Raw genomic sequence first — 16440 nt, forward strand, 5'->3', positions numbered from 1 at the left:
TTCGTCAGCAGCACTGAAGAAAGCCCGAGTGTTAGCCAAGGTCTTCGGAACAGTCACGTCCCTGGGGCGATTGGAAACGTCCTTTCGGCGCCACAGCTCCCGAGAACCCCGATCATTCCGTTTTGGTCGATGCTGTCAAGGACGCCCACACCCGCACATTTGCCACAGGCGTCGACATCGCACCTCCGCTAACGACCGTCAGCTGAGACCAAGGTGCAATCATTAAAAATAGTTGAAGGGAAACCTCACACGCAGTTGCGGATGGATGTTGTTCAGAAGGTCCGAAACTTCCTGCTCGTATTCATCAATCTCCTGCCCCTCGTCAAGCTTCTCCTCCAGCTCCGACAACAGGAACGCCATCCTGAGAAAACCAGTGAAGTCGATCTTCAGATCGAGGAAGCTCTCTGGCCCTCCGTACTCCCCCTGGTCGTGATCGAAAAAGAACACTGTCTTGCGCCGTGCACTCAAGAACCACTCATCGCCCTGCCCCGACTGCCCGATAAGCCACAGATCTTCGGGCAAGCCGTCGCCACGTGCTCGCCGATTCCACTCGAGGACCTTCTGATAGCCATACAGAACAATGTCCGGCGTGATACTTACCCCGTCATATCGATGAATGAACTCGGTGTACGTTGCATCGATGTCAGGGATCTTGCCTTTGTTTTTGATGGCGGGATCAAGCTGCTCAAGAGAACTGAAAACCTCGTTGGTCTCAATCAACCTCATAATTTTCCCCTACTCATCCGTGACTGGAGACTGGTCGACGAAAACCACCTCGACGAGCTGAACCTCAGTGAGTTCGCAGTTCCAAAGTTGGACGGCATCGTCGCCCGCCAGCATAACAAGGGCGGTGCCGGACAGAGCTTCCTCGGAGGCGCGGATGCGATTGCCATCGGCAAGGAAGGCCATGCCGGCAGAAAAACCCGAGCCGTCCAATTCCTCCTTCCATCCGAGCCATGCACACCACCTGTCACTCATGCCAACCGGCTCCCCCCACACGAAAAGGGCGGCCCCGGCGAACTCCGGGGCCGCCCTCAAGCGGCCATTCAGCCGATCAGCCAGAGGCTGAACGACGCACTCGGCTACACGTTGAACTTGAACTCCACCACGTTCCGTAGCTGAATAACTTCTTGACTGGCACTCCTCCAGCTGGAAGCGTGAAGGCATGAACATCGAACGCATCGTCCCCAACCTCACGGTGGCAGATCTCCGCAGAAGCGTCGACGAACACGCTGCGGTCCTCGGTCTCGAGGTGGTGATGGATCACGGCTGGATCGTCACACTCGCCGATTCCAGAGGCTGTCAGCTGAATCTCCTCACGAGAGATGCCACAGCCCGCGAGAATCCCGATGTCTCAATCTTCGTCGATGATGTCGAAGCCGCCTACTGTCGCGCTGTCGAGGCAGGTCGCGAGATCGTGCACCCTCTCACGACCGAAGAGTAGGGCGTTACGCGCTTCTTCTACCGCGACGGATCAGGCAACGTCATCAACGTCGGCATGCATTCTCGGTGAGCGCCCCAGAAGCAGGGCGGTGATGGACCGCTAGCCGTGCACCATCTCTTTGCTCGGCCGCTGAGGCACACCGATCGGCACCGCGAGCTTGTTCTGCGTGATGCTGAACCCCTCGATGGAGTCCTCCATGAGGACCTCCCCCGGGTGCACTGGCGGAAGCTTGTTAGTGGTAGTCAACGATTTCACCCTCCTCTGGCTCCGTGATGGTGTAGTCACGCTGAATATGCGCTGTTGCCTGACCCCACTCGCTCGCTTTAACGGACCTACCCCCATAACGCTAAGCATCAAGTTTGAACTCCATAGCTTGGCCATTGCTCAACGAGATGAGCCGAATTCTTCTCCCGCGCCGGAGTCTAGTACTCTGAACGTGTTGCGCGCGGTGCATGCTGACGCGTGACGAGGAGGCGTGGCAGAGCGGCCGAATGCACTGGTCTTGAAAACCAGCGTGGGGAAACTCACCGCGGGTTCAAATCCCGCCGCCTCCGCCAATTGTTTTGGTGATTACACCAAAATCTTGCGTATATTGAGCAGTGGCACTGGGCTATTCTAGTTCCATGGCCAATCGGCAAATATTCCTCCGCCCAGAGTACAGTCACCCAAGCTCGCTGTGGCCGTCTAAAGAACTCATAGTTTCTGGGGCTAATAGAATCGGATTCTATCTTCCTGAAGACTTAGGAATTGAGTCCGATCTGGGACGCGAAATCCTTGAGTGGACGGAGGAGTTTCAGCAGAATTTCCTCGAGATACCCGATAGCTTTCGCCAGCGTCCGCGTTGGAAGGACCAATTCGATAGATTTCGATGGTACGACGCGGGATGGCGTATTACTCACCAATTAAGGGAGCTTTTTCCATCGGTACAGATTGTTCCCCAGTTCGCTCAATTCGTTTTCTCCGTTAATGAGCGAAGAGAAAATGCAGGGAAGAAGCCCTTATGCCTCCCCGGAGAACAACTCACAGGGTTTGTATGCATTAGGGATGTGAGGAATGACGATTAAGGGAAGTTATCGCTCTACGGCGTCAGGCATTGTCTCCGTTGTTCATCGCTGCAGTCACCCAGCTCAGAACGCATCCCACTAGTAGGAACCCGCTAATTTGCAGGTGGGTGGCCCAGTTTCCGCCGCCGCCAGGCAAGGCGAGAAAAATTGAAAATGCAACTGCGGCAAGGCAGTGGAGGGTCAACCGGCTATGTGCGCCTAGACGTCGTTGTGGCCAGGCTTTTTCGATGGCCCAGCTCACTGCTGTGAGAATGGCATAAAAGACGATTCCCGCTAAGGCTCCTGGAACAAGGTAGAGCATGGATTCATCTCCTCTCGAGGGGCGGAATGACTGGCCGGTTTAGTTTATCTGAGAGGAATTTTGCCTATTTCCGGTAAACATCTCGTCGGTGAGCAACGCGCAGGACGAGGACTACGAGCTTTCCGTCTAGGATTTCATAAACCACGCGATAGTGTCCGACTCGAATTCTATACAGGTCGTCCGAGGCTTTTAACTTCTTTACTCCATCCGGGCGAGGGGTAACGGCTAAGTCTTCGATTGCAGCAAGTAGTCGCCTCTGTGTCGGCCTGTCGAGCTTGCGTAGCTCCTTGGCTGCGGATGCCTTATAGGTGATGTGATAAGTGGAGTTAGCCATAGAAGGCGATTAGGTGAGTCCGAGTTCTTTTTTGAGGTCTTCGTGTGAAATCTCTACGGCTTCTCCTCGGGCAATCTCTGCGGTCTGAACATCCTCACGATCTTCTAGTGCTTCGACTGCGCGGGCGAAAAATGAAGGAGAGACGACAAAAGCGCGAATCCGGCTTCCACGACTAGTGATGGCGACGGGTGTGTGCTGTGCCTCTTCAAGAATTTGGCTTTGGGATTGGCGGAATTGGCTGGATGCCACTGACATCGTTTTCATACTGCAAATGTACATCTTGTACATTTCGGTGGGCAAGGGCCGCGGGATATCGGGTTGCTGTTTATCCGATTCGCCCCGCCAGGATCCGAGGCAGCGCCTCCGCTGCGGTGGCGGTGACCACCACGCTGGCAAGCGGCGAGAGGTCCGTGGGCTGCGGGGTGATTTCCACGATGGGGATGCCGCGCGCATGGGCAATCTGTGGCAGTCCGGCGGCAGGGTAGACCACGCCGGAGGTGCCCACGATGAGCAGCGCGTCCGCGGTGGACATGCGGCGCTCGGCCTCGGCCCATTCGTCGTCGGGCAGGGCCTCACCGAACCACACCACGCCCGGGCGCACGAGTCCGCCGCACACGGGGCATTCGGGTGGGGTGATGCTCTCGACCGGTTCGTTCGGCAGTGCAATGTCCTCGTCATACGGCGTATCGCAGTCGGTGCAGCGGAAGGCGAACAAGGAGCCGTGTAGGTGAACCACGTCTTGGCTTCCGGCGCGCTCGTGCAGATTATCGATGTTTTGCGTGGTCACCGTCATGCCGTGTGCGGCGGCGATTGCGCGGTGCCCGGCGTTGGGCTCGGCCCGCTGCGCCAGCTGGGCGCGCCAAAGGTACCAGGCGAACATGGGCTTAGGCTCGGTACGCCATGCGCTTATCGACGCCATCGCAACCGGATCCACGTTCTCCCAAATGCCTGTCTGCGCATCGCGGTATGTGGCGATGCCGCTGTCCGCGCTCATGCCTGCGCCGGTGAACACCTCGACGTGGGTGGCATCAGAAAGAATCGAGTGTGCGCGCTCAAACAGGTGCTCCATGCATCTAGAGTACGTCGATGAGCACGCAGAATGCTATGGATGCGCTAAGCGCGATGCCCATGCGCCACAGGTAGCGGCGGCCAGGTTCGTGCGCGGTGTTGATCTGCAGCTTCGAAGGATTCATGGGGAAGATAGCTATGCACATGGGGTCTGTGGGCTCGTTATAGAAGCCCATACCACCGGCAAAGCGGAGTGCTGTGTTGCGAACCTGTTCATCATGGTCGGTGGGAATGGATTGCACGGCCTTCGCAGATGTCAGCGTCAATCGGACGCCCTGAATCATGGTGAACACGGTGAAGGCTATCCACGCGGCCACGAGTAGAAAGCCCGAGAAGGGGATATCCGGAATGACGGTGCAGACCGTAGTGAGGCACACGCAGGCCGTCATGGTGAGGACTGTCTGGGCAATGAACGTGGCGGTCTTTCCAGTGAGCAGCTCCGCGCGCTGTGCCGTGGCCTCGGAGAACGGAAGAGCTGACTCTGCCGGTACATCCATTGTTATTCGAGCCAGCGAGATCGGCGGCACGCACAGCGGCAGCGCAATGGCGAACACAACGCCGATCCACACCAGGACCGTTGCGTTGAGGAAAGATTTGGGCTCGAAGCGGTCCGGGTTGCCCGAGCCATCGAAGTGGACCGGGATGGGATCGGGCACCGAGTCCCAACGCAGCAGCATGTACACCAGCGTGAGAGCACACACCACAGCGGTAGCGATGTAATACTGGCGGGTCCTCATGGCAGTGAGCTTACAAGGTGGCCTGTTGTTGGCTGCGCTGCGGGAGTCGGATTCTTACATGGTTCCAGTCATAAGGTTCGTTTGGGGGCAAGTAAACCATCTGCGCCTAGGTAGATGGTTCGTTTGGGTGCAAACAAACCATCTGACCAGAACCATGTGAGGGGAACCCTTTGTGGGGCAAGTAGTACTGACTCTTGGGGGCTGATTGGTCGATGAAGGCGGGACAACGATGGCCCCTTCATATTGGTCTCTTTACTTTGGTCCTTTCACTGGGTAAAGGGACCATCCTGGCGCAGGAAACTGGCTATAAAAGGTCCCTTTGCAATGAGTAGGGACCAGAGTATGGGGACCAAACTAAAGGGACCATGTAGCCAAGGTGATGTCGAGAAGGTGGAGCCGCCAGCTGAGGGGTAGAGAATCTCACGGCCAGTGGCGTGAAGCTAGTCGGCCACGCCCTGCTCGGCCTCTAGGTCATCGAGAGAAATGGTCTCTAGCTCGCCACGGCGTGCGGCCTCGGCCTCGGACTCGAGCTCGGAGATGTGCTCTTGCCAGGCGTCGATGCCGCCGCGCAGCGAGTAGACGTTGCTGAAGCCTCGGGCCCGCAGGGCCTCGACCGCTTGGGCGGAGCGCAGGCCGCTGGCGCAGTAGAGGACGGCGAGGTCGGCGGGGTCTAGGGGCGGGTTGTGGCCAGCGAGGATGTCATCGAGCGGAAGATGCTGCGAACCGGGGATGAGGGAGGCGGCGCGCTCGGGGGAGGTGCGGACGTCGATAAGCGTGGCGTCCTCCGGGATGACGCGGATGTCCGTGGGGTTGTCGGGGCGCGCCGGGATGGCGCCGTTCGCGCGCACGGGGATGTATTCCCAGGTCCCGGCGAGGGAATCGTAGTAGCCCAGCGTGCCGATGAGCGGGGTGCCGATGCCCGTGAGGAGCTTGAGCGCTTCGACGGCCAGGGCGGAGCCGGCGACGCCGACGACCGGTCCCATCACGCCGGCCTGCGAGCAGGAGGGCACCTGCGGATCGGTGGGGAAGAGGTCTTCGTAGACCGGGCCGTGGCCGGAGTGGAAGACGGTGAGCTGCGCGTCGTAGCCCAGAAGCGAGGCCCACACGTGCGGAATGCCCAGCTCATGGGCGGCCCAGGAGGCAAGGTGACGGGAGTAGAAGTTATCGGTGCCGTCGATGATGAGATCAGCGTCGCGCAGTTGCTCCAGGGCAGTATCGGGCGTGAGGCGCGAGAACTGCTCGACGGTGCACTCCGGGTTGAGGGCGCTCAAGGCCGCAGCGGCGGATTTGGTTTTGGGCTGGCCCACGGTCGCCGTGGTGTGGATGACCTGGCGGTGCAGGTTGGAGAGGGAAACGGTGTCGTCGTCGAAAAGCAGGATGCGCCCGACGCCCGCGCCTGCCAGGTAGAGCAGGGCAGGTGAGCCCAGGCCACCGGCGCCGATGACTGCGACGGTGGAGGCGCGAAGTCGTTCCTGTGTGGAGGTTCCCCACAGGGTTTCCTGGCGTGCATAACGTGAGCTCATTCCAGGCCTACCCACGTGGTGGTGTCATCGGTATGCAGCTGTTCTTTCCAGATGGGGACTTCCGCCTTGACGCGGTCGGCGCAGGTCGACGCCGCTTCGAAGGCGTCCTTGCGGTGCGCGGAGGCGGCGGCGACGATGAAGGCGGATTCGCCGATTTCTAGTGCTCCAGTCCGGTGCGCGCACCACAGGCGGACGGCGGGGAAAGCGGCGGCGACCTCGCCGGCGACACGCTCGATCTCCTGCTGGGCTGAGGGGTGCGCGGTGTAGGTCAGGAGCTTAACGCCCCGGCCGGAGTCGTGGTTGCGCACGATGCCGTCGAATAAAACGACGGCACCCGTTTCCGCGGTGGCGATGTCGGGGGCCGTGATGGGCTCAGCACTGATGTGCGCGCCGAGTAGGCCGAAGTTAGTGCTCATTGATGCCTTCCAGCTGGTTGATGATGTGGTGAAGAACTGGTTCGAGGACCGCGCAGCTGTCCTTGGCAGCGCCCGTGGAGCCGGGCAGGGCCATGGCGAAAGTCCGACCAGAAACGCCCGCAACGGTACGCGAGAGTGCCGCGGTGGGGATGGCCGCTGAGTGTGCGTAGAAGGCATGGGCCAGGCCGGGTAGTTCGCGGTCAAGATGTGGGGTGAGTGCCTCGACGGTGCGGTCATCCGGCGTGATGCCGGTGCCGCCGGAGGTGAGGATGACGGAGGGGGCATCGGCGAAGGCAGTAGCGAGGGCTGAGTCGATATCGGCGTCCGCGACGACGAGGGGCTGCGGGGTATCGAAGCCCTGCTCACGCAGGAAATTCACCAGGATGGGGCCGGAGCGGTCCTCGTATTCGCCGGCGGCGGCGCGGGTCGAGGCAACGATAACGAGTGCGCGTCGGGTCATGAGAGTGGGAACACCTCCACGAGGTCGCCGGCTGAAAGCTGCGTGTTCGCCGGGATACGGATGAGGGCAGTAGCGCCGATGGCTTGGGACATCAGGTGGGAGCCGGTGCCGCCGAGGAAGGAGGCTTCGGCGGTGCCGTCGGAGATGCTGATAGTTCCACGGCGGAACTGTTCGCGGTTGTTGAGGCCTTCGGCGGGCTCAGTAAGGTGTGCTCTAAATGGAGCGGGAGCGTGGCCGATAACGGGCGCTAAATAGAGGCGAAAACTTACTAGCGTGGAGATCGGGTTGCCGGGGAAGCAGACAACGGGAACCTCCCCCAAACGCGACAGGCCCTGCGGGCCGCCGGGCTGCTGCGCCACGTGGCCGAACCAGCCGTCCTCTTCGAAGATCTGGCGGATGACCTCGAACTTTCCGTGGGAGATGCCGCCGGAGGTGACGATGACATCGGGGCGGTGGGTAATGACGGCCTCGGCGAGGTCTGCGCGAAGGGCGGAAGGATTGTCGTTTGTGCGCACGAAGCCGGCTACCTCTATGCCGTATTGCGCAGCCAAGGCCGCGAGCATCGGTGCATTGGAATCGGGGATAGTAGCCTCGCCTTCGCCACCGATTTCCGCGCCACCGGTGCAGATGAGGATGCGGGCGGGCGCGTATGTGAGGACCTCGGTCAGGCCCTGGGAGGCGAGGGTGGCGATGGAGGGGGCGTCGAGAAGCGCGTGCTCATTGATGAGGGTTGTGCCGGCCTTGACATCGGAGCCGGCGCGGCGGATGAACTGTTCGGGGGCTGCCGGCACGGTGACCGTGGCGCCCTCCTCTGGGAAGTGCGGGGGCTCGCAGTGCTCGACGGGGACGATGGTCACGGTGCCCTCAGGGACTTTCGCTCCGGTCATGATGGGAAGGGCGGTGCCGTGCTCGAGTGAGCCCGGGGGATCACCCGCCGCAATGGTGCGGCCGACGGTGAAGGCGCCGCCGTGTGTAGTCGGAAGAGCATAGCCATCCATCTGCGAATTATCGAAAGGTGGAAGGTTGTATTCCGCGCGGTACGTCGCAGCGGCGCGGCGGCCGAAGGCGCTGCTCAGGGGAGTGGACACCACCCGGGGCTGCGGAAGGGCCGCGCGGACGGCGGCGAGGTGTTCCTCATAGGTGCGCATCGGGTTCCTTCCTGTCACAGAGGCTGGCATAGTGGCAACCATGGTTGATATACACTACTTTGCCGCAGCCCGCGCCGCCGCAGGGCGCGCGCAAGACACGGCGCAGGCGGCGACCTTGGGGGAGCTGTTGGACGTGTTGCGTGCTCGTCATACCGGCAGCACCGAGGCCGGCATGAGCTTTGCGGAGGTGCTGGAGCGCTGCACCTTCCTGGTGGATGGCGCGAGCGCTACCGAGGACGCCGTGCTTGCCGACGCCTCCCGAGTCGACGTCCTCCCGCCTTTTGCTGGGGGTTAGTTGCGGACCCGCAGCGGGCTGGTGAAAAAGTTCACCACGCCGGAAACAATCGCAAGCACAATCGCGCCGATGATGGCAGCGCCCCAGCCATCGATGACCAGCGAGTCCATCAGCGCGCCGACGAGGAGTAGGACCGCGCCGTTGATGACGAGCGCGAAGAGGCCCAGTGTTAGGCAGGTCAGCGGTGCGCCGAGGAAGCGAAGTACCGGGGTGACGACCTCGTTGACGATGATGAAGACCGCCGCGATGAGCAAGAAATTCTGGGTGGTAGCAGGAACGATGTCGATACCAGGGACAATCGCCACTACTGCCCAGAAGGCCACCGCGACGGCAATGACGTTGAGTGCAAAATTGATAAATGTCTTCACAACTGCACTCTAACGCGGAAACTAGCTCCGTGCACCGAAGGCCGCGTCCCAGGCCTTAAGCAGCGTCTCGGTTTCCTCCGCCGTGGTGACGGAAATGCGCACGCCCTCGGGGAAGGCACGGACCAGGACATCATTCTCGGCGAGCTGTGCGGCGACGTCCTGCGGGGAGCCCAGCTTCGCAATGGAGTCGGCGGCGAACCAGATGTGGTTGGCCTGGGACTCCGGAACGCCAAAGTCCGCGAAGTGCTCCACCAGGCGGTCGCGCTGCTCAACGGTCTCATCGGTGCGCTCGCGTAGCTCCTTCTGGGCGGCCAACGAGGCCACCGCACCCGCCTGCGCGATGGAGTTCACGGAGAAGGGGATGGCCACTTTGCTTAAGGCCTCGATGATCTCGGCGTTGCCGAAGGCATAGCCCAAACGGACACCGGCCAGGCCATAGGCCTTGGAGAAGGTGCGCAGGCCAATGACGTTGTCGTGGGTGTGGACATAGTCGGTGGCCAGCGGGACGGCGTCGTTGCGGTTGTACTCGATGTAGGCCTCATCGAGCGCCACGATGACGTCCTTCGGGACCTTGGCCAGGAAGGCGTCGAACTCCTCCTTGGTGATGATGGAGCCGGTGGGGTTATTCGGGTTGCACACGAAGATCAGGCGGGTCTTGTCCGTGATGGCAGCCGCCATGGCCTCCAAGTCCACGCGGTGATCCGCGGTGAGCGGAACCTTGACCGGGGTGGCGCCCACGACCTGCGCGAAGATGGGATAAGCCTCGAAGGAGCGCCAGGGGAAGACAATCTCATCACCGGGCACGGAGGTGATCTGCACCAGCTGCTGGCAAATCGCGGAGGAACCCGCGCCGGTGGTGACCTGCTCAGGGCTAACGCCAAGGTTTTCGGCGAGTACCTTGCGGATTTCCACCGCGCCCATATCCGGGTAGCGGTTGACGTGCGCGACGGCAGTCTCCATGGCCTTCAGCGCGCCGGGCAGCGGCTCCTGGGTTGCCTCGTTGGAGGAGAGCTTCAAGGCGTGCTCGGCATTCTTGCCGGGGACGTAGACGGGTAGGGAGGAAAGGTCTGGTCGAATCATGTTCTCCACCTTAGGCGTTGCGGGGCCCACGAGGCCCGAAGTCGAAGTCAGCGGTCTGCGGCCCGAAGGCCTGAAGGCCCTTCGGCGCGTCGAAAGCATCGAGGCGCACTTCGAGGAAGGCGCCGCGCTCTGGGTGGGCGGCGATGTCTTCCAAGGCCTTGGCCAGCTCGCCTTCGGTTGAGGCCACATAGGACTCCATCGTGGTGTCCTTCATGAAGGCCTTAGGCAGGGCCGTGTAGTCCCACATCTGAATCTCGTTGTACTCGCGCTCCATGCCCAAGATGTAGCGCTCGATGGTGTAGCCATCGTTGTTCACCAACACGATGATGGGCTTGAGATCCTGGCGCAGGATAGTGGAGAGCTCCTGGGCGGTGAGCTGGAAGGAGCCATCGCCGATGAAGAGAACATGGCGGCGCTCCGGGTTGGCCAGCTGTGAGCCAAGCACGCAGGGCAGGGTAAAGCCGATGGAGCCCCAAATGGTGGAGTTAATGTACTGCACGCCCTCGGGCATGCGCTGCTGGCCCAAGCCAATGTTGGAGGTGCCGGCTTCGGCGATGATCACGTCATCTTCCTGGATGAAGCCGAGCATCTGCGGCCAGATGCGCTCCTGGGTCAGCGGGGCATCCGGGTTCGGCTCGAAGGGCTCGGGTTCGAAGGCAGCGCTTGGCGACGTCTCGGCTTCCTGGATGCGGTCGAGGAGGACGTCGAGAAGCTCCAGCGTATTGATGCCCACGAAGAACTCGCCGTCGGCGTTGAGGTGCTGGTCGCCGAAGTTATAGACGCGGGCATCGGCCAGGTTGTGGGTGAAGGAGCCGGAGTTGACCTCGATGAAGCGTGGGTTCGTGGTGACCAGGAAATCGGACTTTTCGATGCGCTCCTGCACGCCCGGTGCGGAGGCCGCACCGTTATAGGTGCCGATGAACAGCGGGTGGCGCTCAGACAGGATGGCTTTGCCGGAGGAAAGCTGGGAGTAAGGCAGCTGGGCCTTGTCGATGATGGCGCGGAGCTTCTCCGTGAAACCGTGGCGGTTGGTGTCCTGATCGATGAGGATGATCGGGTCCTTGGCCTTCGCCAAGTGCTCCAGCACGTAGTCCGCGGCGGCGTTCAGGCGCTCCGGATCGGAGGGTGCCAGCTTGGTGGAGAAAGGCTCGTCGGGGACCTCGATGGTCAGGTGCGTGATATCGGAAGGAATCTGGATGTGCACCGGGCGCTTCTCGCGCAGGCAGGTGTGCAGGGCGCGGTCGAATTCCTCGACCACGTTCATGGGGGACACGCGTGTGGCCACTTCGGTGAAGGGCGCGAAGGAATCCAGCATGTTGGCATAGTCGCCGTCGGCAAGCGAGTGGTGCAGGTTCCAGCGGAACTCCGTGGCGTACTGCGGCGGCGCGCCTGCCAGCGACACCAGCGGGACGTGCTCAGCGCGGGCACCAGCGATGCCGTTGAGTGCGGAAAGCTCGCCCACGCCATAGGTGGTGAGCAGGCAGCCCACGCCCTTCTGGCGGGCATAGCCGTCGGCAGCATAGGCGGCGTTGAGCTCGTTGCAGGCGCCGACGAAGCGGATGCCCTCGGAAGCTTCAATCTGCTCGAGGAAGCTCAGGTTGAAGTCACCGGGTACGCCGATGATTTCAGTAATGCCGATGGCCTTGAGGCGGTCCAGGATGAAATCACCAATGGTGGTCTGCATGAGAGGGTCCTTTCTATTTGTTTCGGGCGTCGTGGCGCTTCTTGCCCAGCCAGATGAGGGCCAAGGTCACAATCCAACAGGGTAGGACAATGGCGCCGGTGCGGTAGTCGGGCAGCATGAACATCAAAACAATGACGAGTGCGAAGAAGGCCAAGCACAGGTAGTTGGCGATGGGGTAGAGGGGTGCGCGGAAGGCGGCGTTCGGGCAGCGCTTGCGGGAGTTCAGGTGTGCTACGGCAATGGCGGACCAGGAGATGAGCTCCGCGCCAACAATGATGGCGAGGAGAACAATCAGGATCTTGCCCTCGAAGAGGAAGTTAAGCAGCACAGCCGAGCCCATGAGCAGGGCGTTGAAAAGCAGAGCGCGAACCGGCACGCCCTTGGCGCTGACGGAATTGAAGAAGGGCGGGGCTTGGCCGCCGCGGGAGAGATCCCGCAACATACGCGCGCCGGAGAAGGTCATGGTGTTGAACACGGAGACGGCAGCGACGAGCACGATGAGGTTAAGGCCCGTGGCCGCGGCACTAATTCCCAGGGTGCTCAGCGCGCGCACGAAGGGCGAGGTGGAGGTATCGAGCTCATTCCACGGGGCGAGCAGCACGATGATGCCGATGCCGCCGACGTAGAAGATGAGAATGCGCCAGATCACGTTGTTGATGGCCTTGGGCAGGCTCTTGGCGGGATCTTGGGCCTCGCCCGCGGCGGTACCGATGGAGATGATGCCACCGAAGGAGAAAATCACCGCGACGAGGGAGAAGAGCACACCGGCGGCACCGTTGGGGAAGAAGCCGCCGTGCTCGGTGATGTTGCTCAAGCCGAGGGCGGGCTCCGGGGTGAGGCCGAAGACGATGGCCGCGCCGACGACGATCATGAGGATGAGCGCGACAACCTTGATAAGGGAAAGCCAGAATTCCGCCTCGGCGAAGGCGCCGACGTGCACCAGGTTGATGGCGGTGACGATGACGAGCGCGACGAGGGCGGTGAGCCAGTGCGGGATACCGGGGAACCAGAAGTCCATGATGGTGCCCGCGGCGGTGAGTTCCACCATGCCGACGACGATGGTGGTAAACCACCAGTTCCAGCCGGTGACAAAGCCGGCGATGGGCCCGATGTATTCGCGGGCGTAGGCGCTGAAGGAGCCGGCGACGGGGTGCTCCACGGCCATCTCACCAAGCATGCGCATGATGAGGAAGATGATGAATCCACCGATGGCATAGGCGGCGATAACGCCGGGACCGGCCTCCTGGATGGAGGCGCCGGAGCCCAAGAAGAGGCCCGTGCCGATGCACGAGCCAAAAGCGATCATCTGTAGATGGCGCGACTTCATGCCGCGCTGCAGGCCGTCGTCTGCACTCGTGTTGTCGCTGGCGACAAGGTCCTGTGCCCTGACGGAATTGTTGGTTGTGGTCATGTAGACGCCCTTCATGAACGTATATCTGTGACGTGAGTCATTGAACTGTAGGAGATTATTACGCACCACAGTTTTGTTTGTCACTAGACAATATTCGGAAGTATCTTTGACATATGTCAAAAGTGACACCCCCGCAGCTGACGAGTATCCAGGATATCGTCGACGAATGCGCCCAGATCCTGCAGCGCTCCGTTGAGGTGACTACCCCCGCCATCGCGGTGATTGCCGCTAGTGCGCAGATTGGTGCCATCGATAAGAACCGCGCCGCCTCCATCCTTAACCGCACCCCGCCCCCAGAGCCCATCCCGTGGATGCTGAGCTTCGGTATTCAAGAGGCGGTTCTGCCGGTTCGCCTGCCCGCCAACCCGCGCTATGACATGCTGCCTCGCGTGGTCATCCCCCTGCGCCACGAGGATCGGCTCGTGGGCTACCTGTGGATTATTGATGAGCCCGCGCTGGGTGATGCCCCCTTGGTCCGCCTCGGTTCTTTGACGGCTCCGCTGGCCAGGCTTATCGACGAACGCGATGCGCCCCTCGCCGCCCGCGCTCAACAGCTCGGCGAGCTGGCCCGCGAGGTGCTCACCGGTGATCCGGCCGCGCTGGCGGGTGCGCGGGAGCGCGATCTCTTGCCCTCCGATGGCGAGCTGACCGTGCATCGCGTGCTGGTGGAAGGCGATCAGCGCGCGGTGGCCGTGGAACTTGCCCGCCCGCTGGTGCGCCGTCCTTTCTTGGTCGCGGACTCTCACGATTCCCTTGTACTCGTTGAGTGCCGCCGCGATGACAAGGACACCGAGGCCCTCATGGAGGAGCTACAGAGTGCTGCGCTCGTCGCCGGCGCCGCGGTGGTAGCCCGCGGTTCGGCACCGACGGCCCCGCAGGCGCGACTCATGGCGGACGTGGCCAAACTCTGCGGCCAGGATTCGCTGCGCTGGGAGGAGGCCGGTGCGTGGCGGCTGCTGCGCGGGTGGGAGCTGACCCAAGCAACGGTGGTGGAGATGAGCCCGGATGCCGCCGTGCTTCTCGACGACCCTCGCAACTCCTACTGGCAGACCCTGCTGACCTACTTTGAGCATTCCCGCAACGTCTCTGCGACCGCCGCTGCACTCTACATTCACCGCGCCACGTTGCACTATCGCCTCGACCGCGTCCGTGAGATTCTCGGGCCCGGCGTGCTGGATGATGGCTGGCGCTGCGCGGCTCTCTACGTTGCCCTTAAGCTGCATGCGGCGCTTCAGGGAAAGAATAGGGAAGCCCCATTTTGTCCCTAGGGGAAGCGCTCAGGTAGAGTGATGGACGATTCATTGCGAATCGCTGGAGACGTGCCAGAGCGGCCGAATGGGGCTCCCTGCTAAGGAGTTGACTTACTTGCGTAGGTCCGGAGGTTCAAATCCTCTCGTCTCCGCAAACTACAGAACCCGAGTCATCGTTTCACCGGTGGCTCGGGATTTTACGTTTTCAGTTCCTTCGTATGCCGACAGCCCGTGAGCAGGGAACTTAGAATGAAGGCGCTGACCTTAATCTGTGCTGGCTGGGAGCGTCATGGAGTTACTAAAAGAGCCAATTTGGGATGTGGAAAGTAACGCGAACATCGATCCCGATGAGAACTTTGTCCGAATATTTTGTTCTTTCCAAAATTCATGAGTGCTATTCCCCTCAGCCACTTCCCAAAGCAACGAACGGCATAGTGAGGTGGGGGATGAAAAAGAAGTAAATATCGGGCGAATGTGCTTGATGGCGAAATGGGGCAGGGGTGGTTCCGAAGAATTTTTGGTCGCCTAATTCAGCACTAGCGGCAGGACCAATACACCGGTTGAGAGCGCGAGCATGCCTAAGCAGTTGATCCAGAATTCACTGTCGAGGAAGTGGGCGCGGACACGGGCTGCTGAGGCTGCGCAGAAATATGCGATGACTCAAAACATGGATGCGATTCCTACGCTTGGGAACCAGAGTCCGTCGATGACTCCTGTGGCTGCGCGGCACTTGATGACAATGAGCGCCCACCACCAGTCTTTGGGGCGCTGGTTAACCCGAGTCTCAAAAGACTAGGGTTTGCGGGGAAGGGGAGGGATTATATGCCTTCTTGTGCGCCCTCGCAACAAATCTTGAGGAAGTTTATACAATAGTCTACATTTTACATCTTTTGCTTCCAATTATCCCTACTGGATGTAACTCTAGGGGTGTCCGATTTTCAGCCATCTTTTCTAGAAAGGATTATGGACATGTATCGTCTCAAGAAATCTACGCGTTTAGTGGTGCTGGTTGCGGCAGCAACAGTTTTTGCACCAGTCAATGCTAGTGCCGGTACTGAGACTGACCTCGCTGAGTCGACTCAGAATAATGCCTCTCAGTCTTCTGTTTCCTCAGAAGTTGCGGAAAAAGCAGATTCCTATGTTTTCCTTCAGGGAGACCAATTCGCGATTGCTAGAGAGGCAGAAAGCGCTCTTTCGCAAAAGGAACTGCAAGAAATCAAAAATGAAGTAGAGACTCAGAACGAAAGGATCAGCGAGGCCAAGGCTGATAGTAACCTTGAGATGAAGGTGGCGGGAGACTCGATAACTTTCTGGGAAAAAGGGCCGAAGATTTCGAGCGCTGATGATGATGACATTGATCCATACTTTCAAGAGGGTCGGAATGGAATTGAATTCCATGGGACTTATGTGAGGGTGCTACTGTCTAAAACGACGATTAACCGGGTGGGTGGCGGTGTCACAATCGCTGGAGTCTGGATTCCCGAGCCAGTTCTTTCCAAAATCCTAGCTACTGGAGGGGCTATTGCTGGTCTTGCGCCCGGTGGTATGTATGCAGACTATGGCATTGGTTCGATTGTGGCTGGCGCTTTCACACATAATGCATATCCTCAGCGGGTTGGTTTTCAATAAATTATCCTTCCTCTAAACAGAAAGGGGTTTAGGGAAAGGTAATTGGAATTTTGCCATATGGATGTTTCTGCATTGTTCAGATAACAGTCCAAGAGAATCTGCCGCCTGGCAAGAATAGAAATGGTTCTGGAGAGTAAAATATGTGGAAAAAGATATTGGCCACTGTGGGCGTTTTATTGATGATGCTTTCCGCTCAACTTCAGTGGCCGTATGGGGTCACGATTGCTC

18 protein-coding genes, 2 tRNA genes and 1 pseudogene are annotated in these 16440 nt (G+C 60.2%); 6 read left to right on the plus strand and 15 right to left on the minus strand.

Annotated elements, in window-relative coordinates; translation table 11 throughout:
- Positions 1-222 precede the first annotated feature (222 nt).
- Both HMPREF2932_RS05910 and HMPREF2932_RS13385 read right to left on the minus strand, forming a co-directional pair.
- Positions 223-726, minus strand: coding sequence for an SMI1/KNR4 family protein (locus HMPREF2932_RS05910; protein WP_071409804.1), 504 nt, complete (start codon positions 724-726; stop codon positions 223-225).
- Between the two features lie 9 nt (positions 727-735).
- Positions 736-978, minus strand: coding sequence for a hypothetical protein (locus tag HMPREF2932_RS13385; RefSeq protein WP_141756288.1), 243 nt, complete (start codon positions 976-978; stop codon positions 736-738).
- A 187-nt stretch (positions 979-1165) separates the two neighbouring features.
- Between HMPREF2932_RS13385 and HMPREF2932_RS05915 the strand changes: the two genes are divergently transcribed.
- Positions 1166-1444, plus strand: coding sequence for a VOC family protein (locus HMPREF2932_RS05915; RefSeq protein ID WP_308409928.1), 279 nt, complete (start codon positions 1166-1168; stop codon positions 1442-1444).
- 102 nt (positions 1445-1546) lie between these two features.
- Here the strand turns inward: HMPREF2932_RS05915 and HMPREF2932_RS05920 are convergent.
- Positions 1547-1642 (minus strand): annotated as a pseudogene (locus HMPREF2932_RS05920) (addiction module antidote protein, HigA family); the annotation flags it as partial.
- A 271-nt stretch (positions 1643-1913) separates the two neighbouring features.
- Between HMPREF2932_RS05920 and HMPREF2932_RS05925 the strand changes: the two are divergent.
- Positions 1914-2001, plus strand: a tRNA-Ser gene (locus tag HMPREF2932_RS05925).
- A gap of 872 nt (positions 2002-2873) precedes the next feature.
- Here the strand turns inward: HMPREF2932_RS05925 and HMPREF2932_RS05935 are convergent.
- From HMPREF2932_RS05935 to HMPREF2932_RS05970, 8 genes are all read right to left on the minus strand, one after another.
- Positions 2874-3143, minus strand: coding sequence for a type II toxin-antitoxin system RelE family toxin (locus HMPREF2932_RS05935; protein ID WP_049156794.1), 270 nt, complete (start codon positions 3141-3143; stop codon positions 2874-2876).
- Between the two features lie 9 nt (positions 3144-3152).
- A complete protein-coding gene (locus HMPREF2932_RS05940; protein WP_371325882.1) occupies positions 3153-3407 on the minus strand; it encodes a prevent-host-death family protein in 255 nt (84 codons plus the stop codon).
- 61 nt (positions 3408-3468) lie between these two features.
- A complete protein-coding gene (locus tag HMPREF2932_RS05945) occupies positions 3469-4212 on the minus strand; it encodes an NAD-dependent deacylase (protein WP_071409806.1) in 744 nt (247 codons plus the stop codon).
- 4 nt (positions 4213-4216) lie between these two features.
- Positions 4217-4948 carry a DUF1648 domain-containing protein gene (locus HMPREF2932_RS05950; RefSeq protein WP_049157391.1) on the minus strand — a complete coding sequence of 244 codons (732 nt, stop codon included), beginning with the start codon at positions 4946-4948 and terminating at the stop codon, positions 4217-4219.
- 440 nt (positions 4949-5388) lie between these two features.
- Positions 5389-6471 (minus strand): ThiF family adenylyltransferase, encoded by a 1083-nt coding sequence (locus HMPREF2932_RS05955; protein WP_246818635.1) that lies wholly within the window; start codon positions 6469-6471, stop codon positions 5389-5391.
- Positions 6468-6887, minus strand: coding sequence for a molybdenum cofactor biosynthesis protein MoaE (locus HMPREF2932_RS05960; protein WP_010188346.1), 420 nt, complete (start codon positions 6885-6887; stop codon positions 6468-6470). The genes HMPREF2932_RS05955 and HMPREF2932_RS05960 overlap by 4 nt, the downstream gene beginning before the upstream one ends.
- A complete protein-coding gene (locus tag HMPREF2932_RS05965; protein WP_071409807.1) occupies positions 6877-7347 on the minus strand; it encodes a MogA/MoaB family molybdenum cofactor biosynthesis protein in 471 nt (156 codons plus the stop codon). Before HMPREF2932_RS05965 ends, HMPREF2932_RS05960 begins: the two co-directional genes overlap by 11 nt.
- The gene (locus HMPREF2932_RS05970) at positions 7344-8495 is read right to left on the minus strand and encodes a molybdopterin molybdotransferase MoeA (RefSeq protein WP_071409808.1); all 1152 of its coding nucleotides are present in this window, start codon (positions 8493-8495) and stop codon (positions 7344-7346) included. The genes HMPREF2932_RS05965 and HMPREF2932_RS05970 overlap by 4 nt, the downstream gene beginning before the upstream one ends.
- 40 nt (positions 8496-8535) lie before the next feature.
- Between HMPREF2932_RS05970 and HMPREF2932_RS05975 the strand changes: the two genes are divergently transcribed.
- Complete coding sequence (locus HMPREF2932_RS05975; RefSeq protein ID WP_010188351.1) at positions 8536-8790, plus strand: MoaD/ThiS family protein; 255 nt, start codon at positions 8536-8538, stop codon at positions 8788-8790.
- Here HMPREF2932_RS05975 and HMPREF2932_RS05980 read toward each other — a convergent pair.
- From HMPREF2932_RS05980 to HMPREF2932_RS05995, 4 genes are read right to left on the minus strand one after another with little or no spacing between them, the layout of a single operon-like run.
- Positions 8787-9158 carry a phage holin family protein gene (locus HMPREF2932_RS05980; protein WP_071409809.1) on the minus strand — a complete coding sequence of 124 codons (372 nt, stop codon included), beginning with the start codon at positions 9156-9158 and terminating at the stop codon, positions 8787-8789. The genes HMPREF2932_RS05975 and HMPREF2932_RS05980 overlap by 4 nt on opposite strands.
- A gap of 21 nt (positions 9159-9179) precedes the next feature.
- A complete protein-coding gene (gene hisC, locus HMPREF2932_RS05985; RefSeq protein WP_071409810.1) occupies positions 9180-10238 on the minus strand; it encodes a histidinol-phosphate transaminase in 1059 nt (352 codons plus the stop codon).
- A 10-nt stretch (positions 10239-10248) separates the two neighbouring features.
- Positions 10249-11922 carry an alpha-keto acid decarboxylase family protein gene (locus tag HMPREF2932_RS05990; RefSeq protein WP_071409811.1) on the minus strand — a complete coding sequence of 558 codons (1674 nt, stop codon included), beginning with the start codon at positions 11920-11922 and terminating at the stop codon, positions 10249-10251.
- A 13-nt stretch (positions 11923-11935) separates the two neighbouring features.
- A complete protein-coding gene (locus HMPREF2932_RS05995; protein ID WP_246818636.1) occupies positions 11936-13333 on the minus strand; it encodes an amino acid permease in 1398 nt (465 codons plus the stop codon).
- Between the two features lie 113 nt (positions 13334-13446).
- On the opposite strand from HMPREF2932_RS05995, the gene HMPREF2932_RS06000 reads away from it, so the two are divergent.
- From HMPREF2932_RS06000 to HMPREF2932_RS06010, 3 genes are all read left to right on the plus strand, one after another.
- On the plus strand, positions 13447-14601 hold the full coding sequence (locus HMPREF2932_RS06000; RefSeq protein WP_070745435.1) for a PucR family transcriptional regulator: 1155 nt from the start codon (positions 13447-13449) through the stop codon (positions 14599-14601).
- Positions 14602-14646: 45 nt separating this feature from the next.
- Positions 14647-14735 (plus strand) — tRNA-Ser (locus HMPREF2932_RS06005).
- Between the two features lie 817 nt (positions 14736-15552).
- Complete coding sequence (locus tag HMPREF2932_RS06010) at positions 15553-16212, plus strand: hypothetical protein (protein WP_070510733.1); 660 nt, start codon at positions 15553-15555, stop codon at positions 16210-16212.
- Positions 16213-16440 lie beyond the last annotated feature (228 nt).

Origin of the sequence: Corynebacterium sp. HMSC074H12, assembly GCF_001813755.1 — a bacterium.
GTDB lineage: Bacteria > Actinomycetota > Actinomycetes > Mycobacteriales > Mycobacteriaceae > Corynebacterium > Corynebacterium hiratae.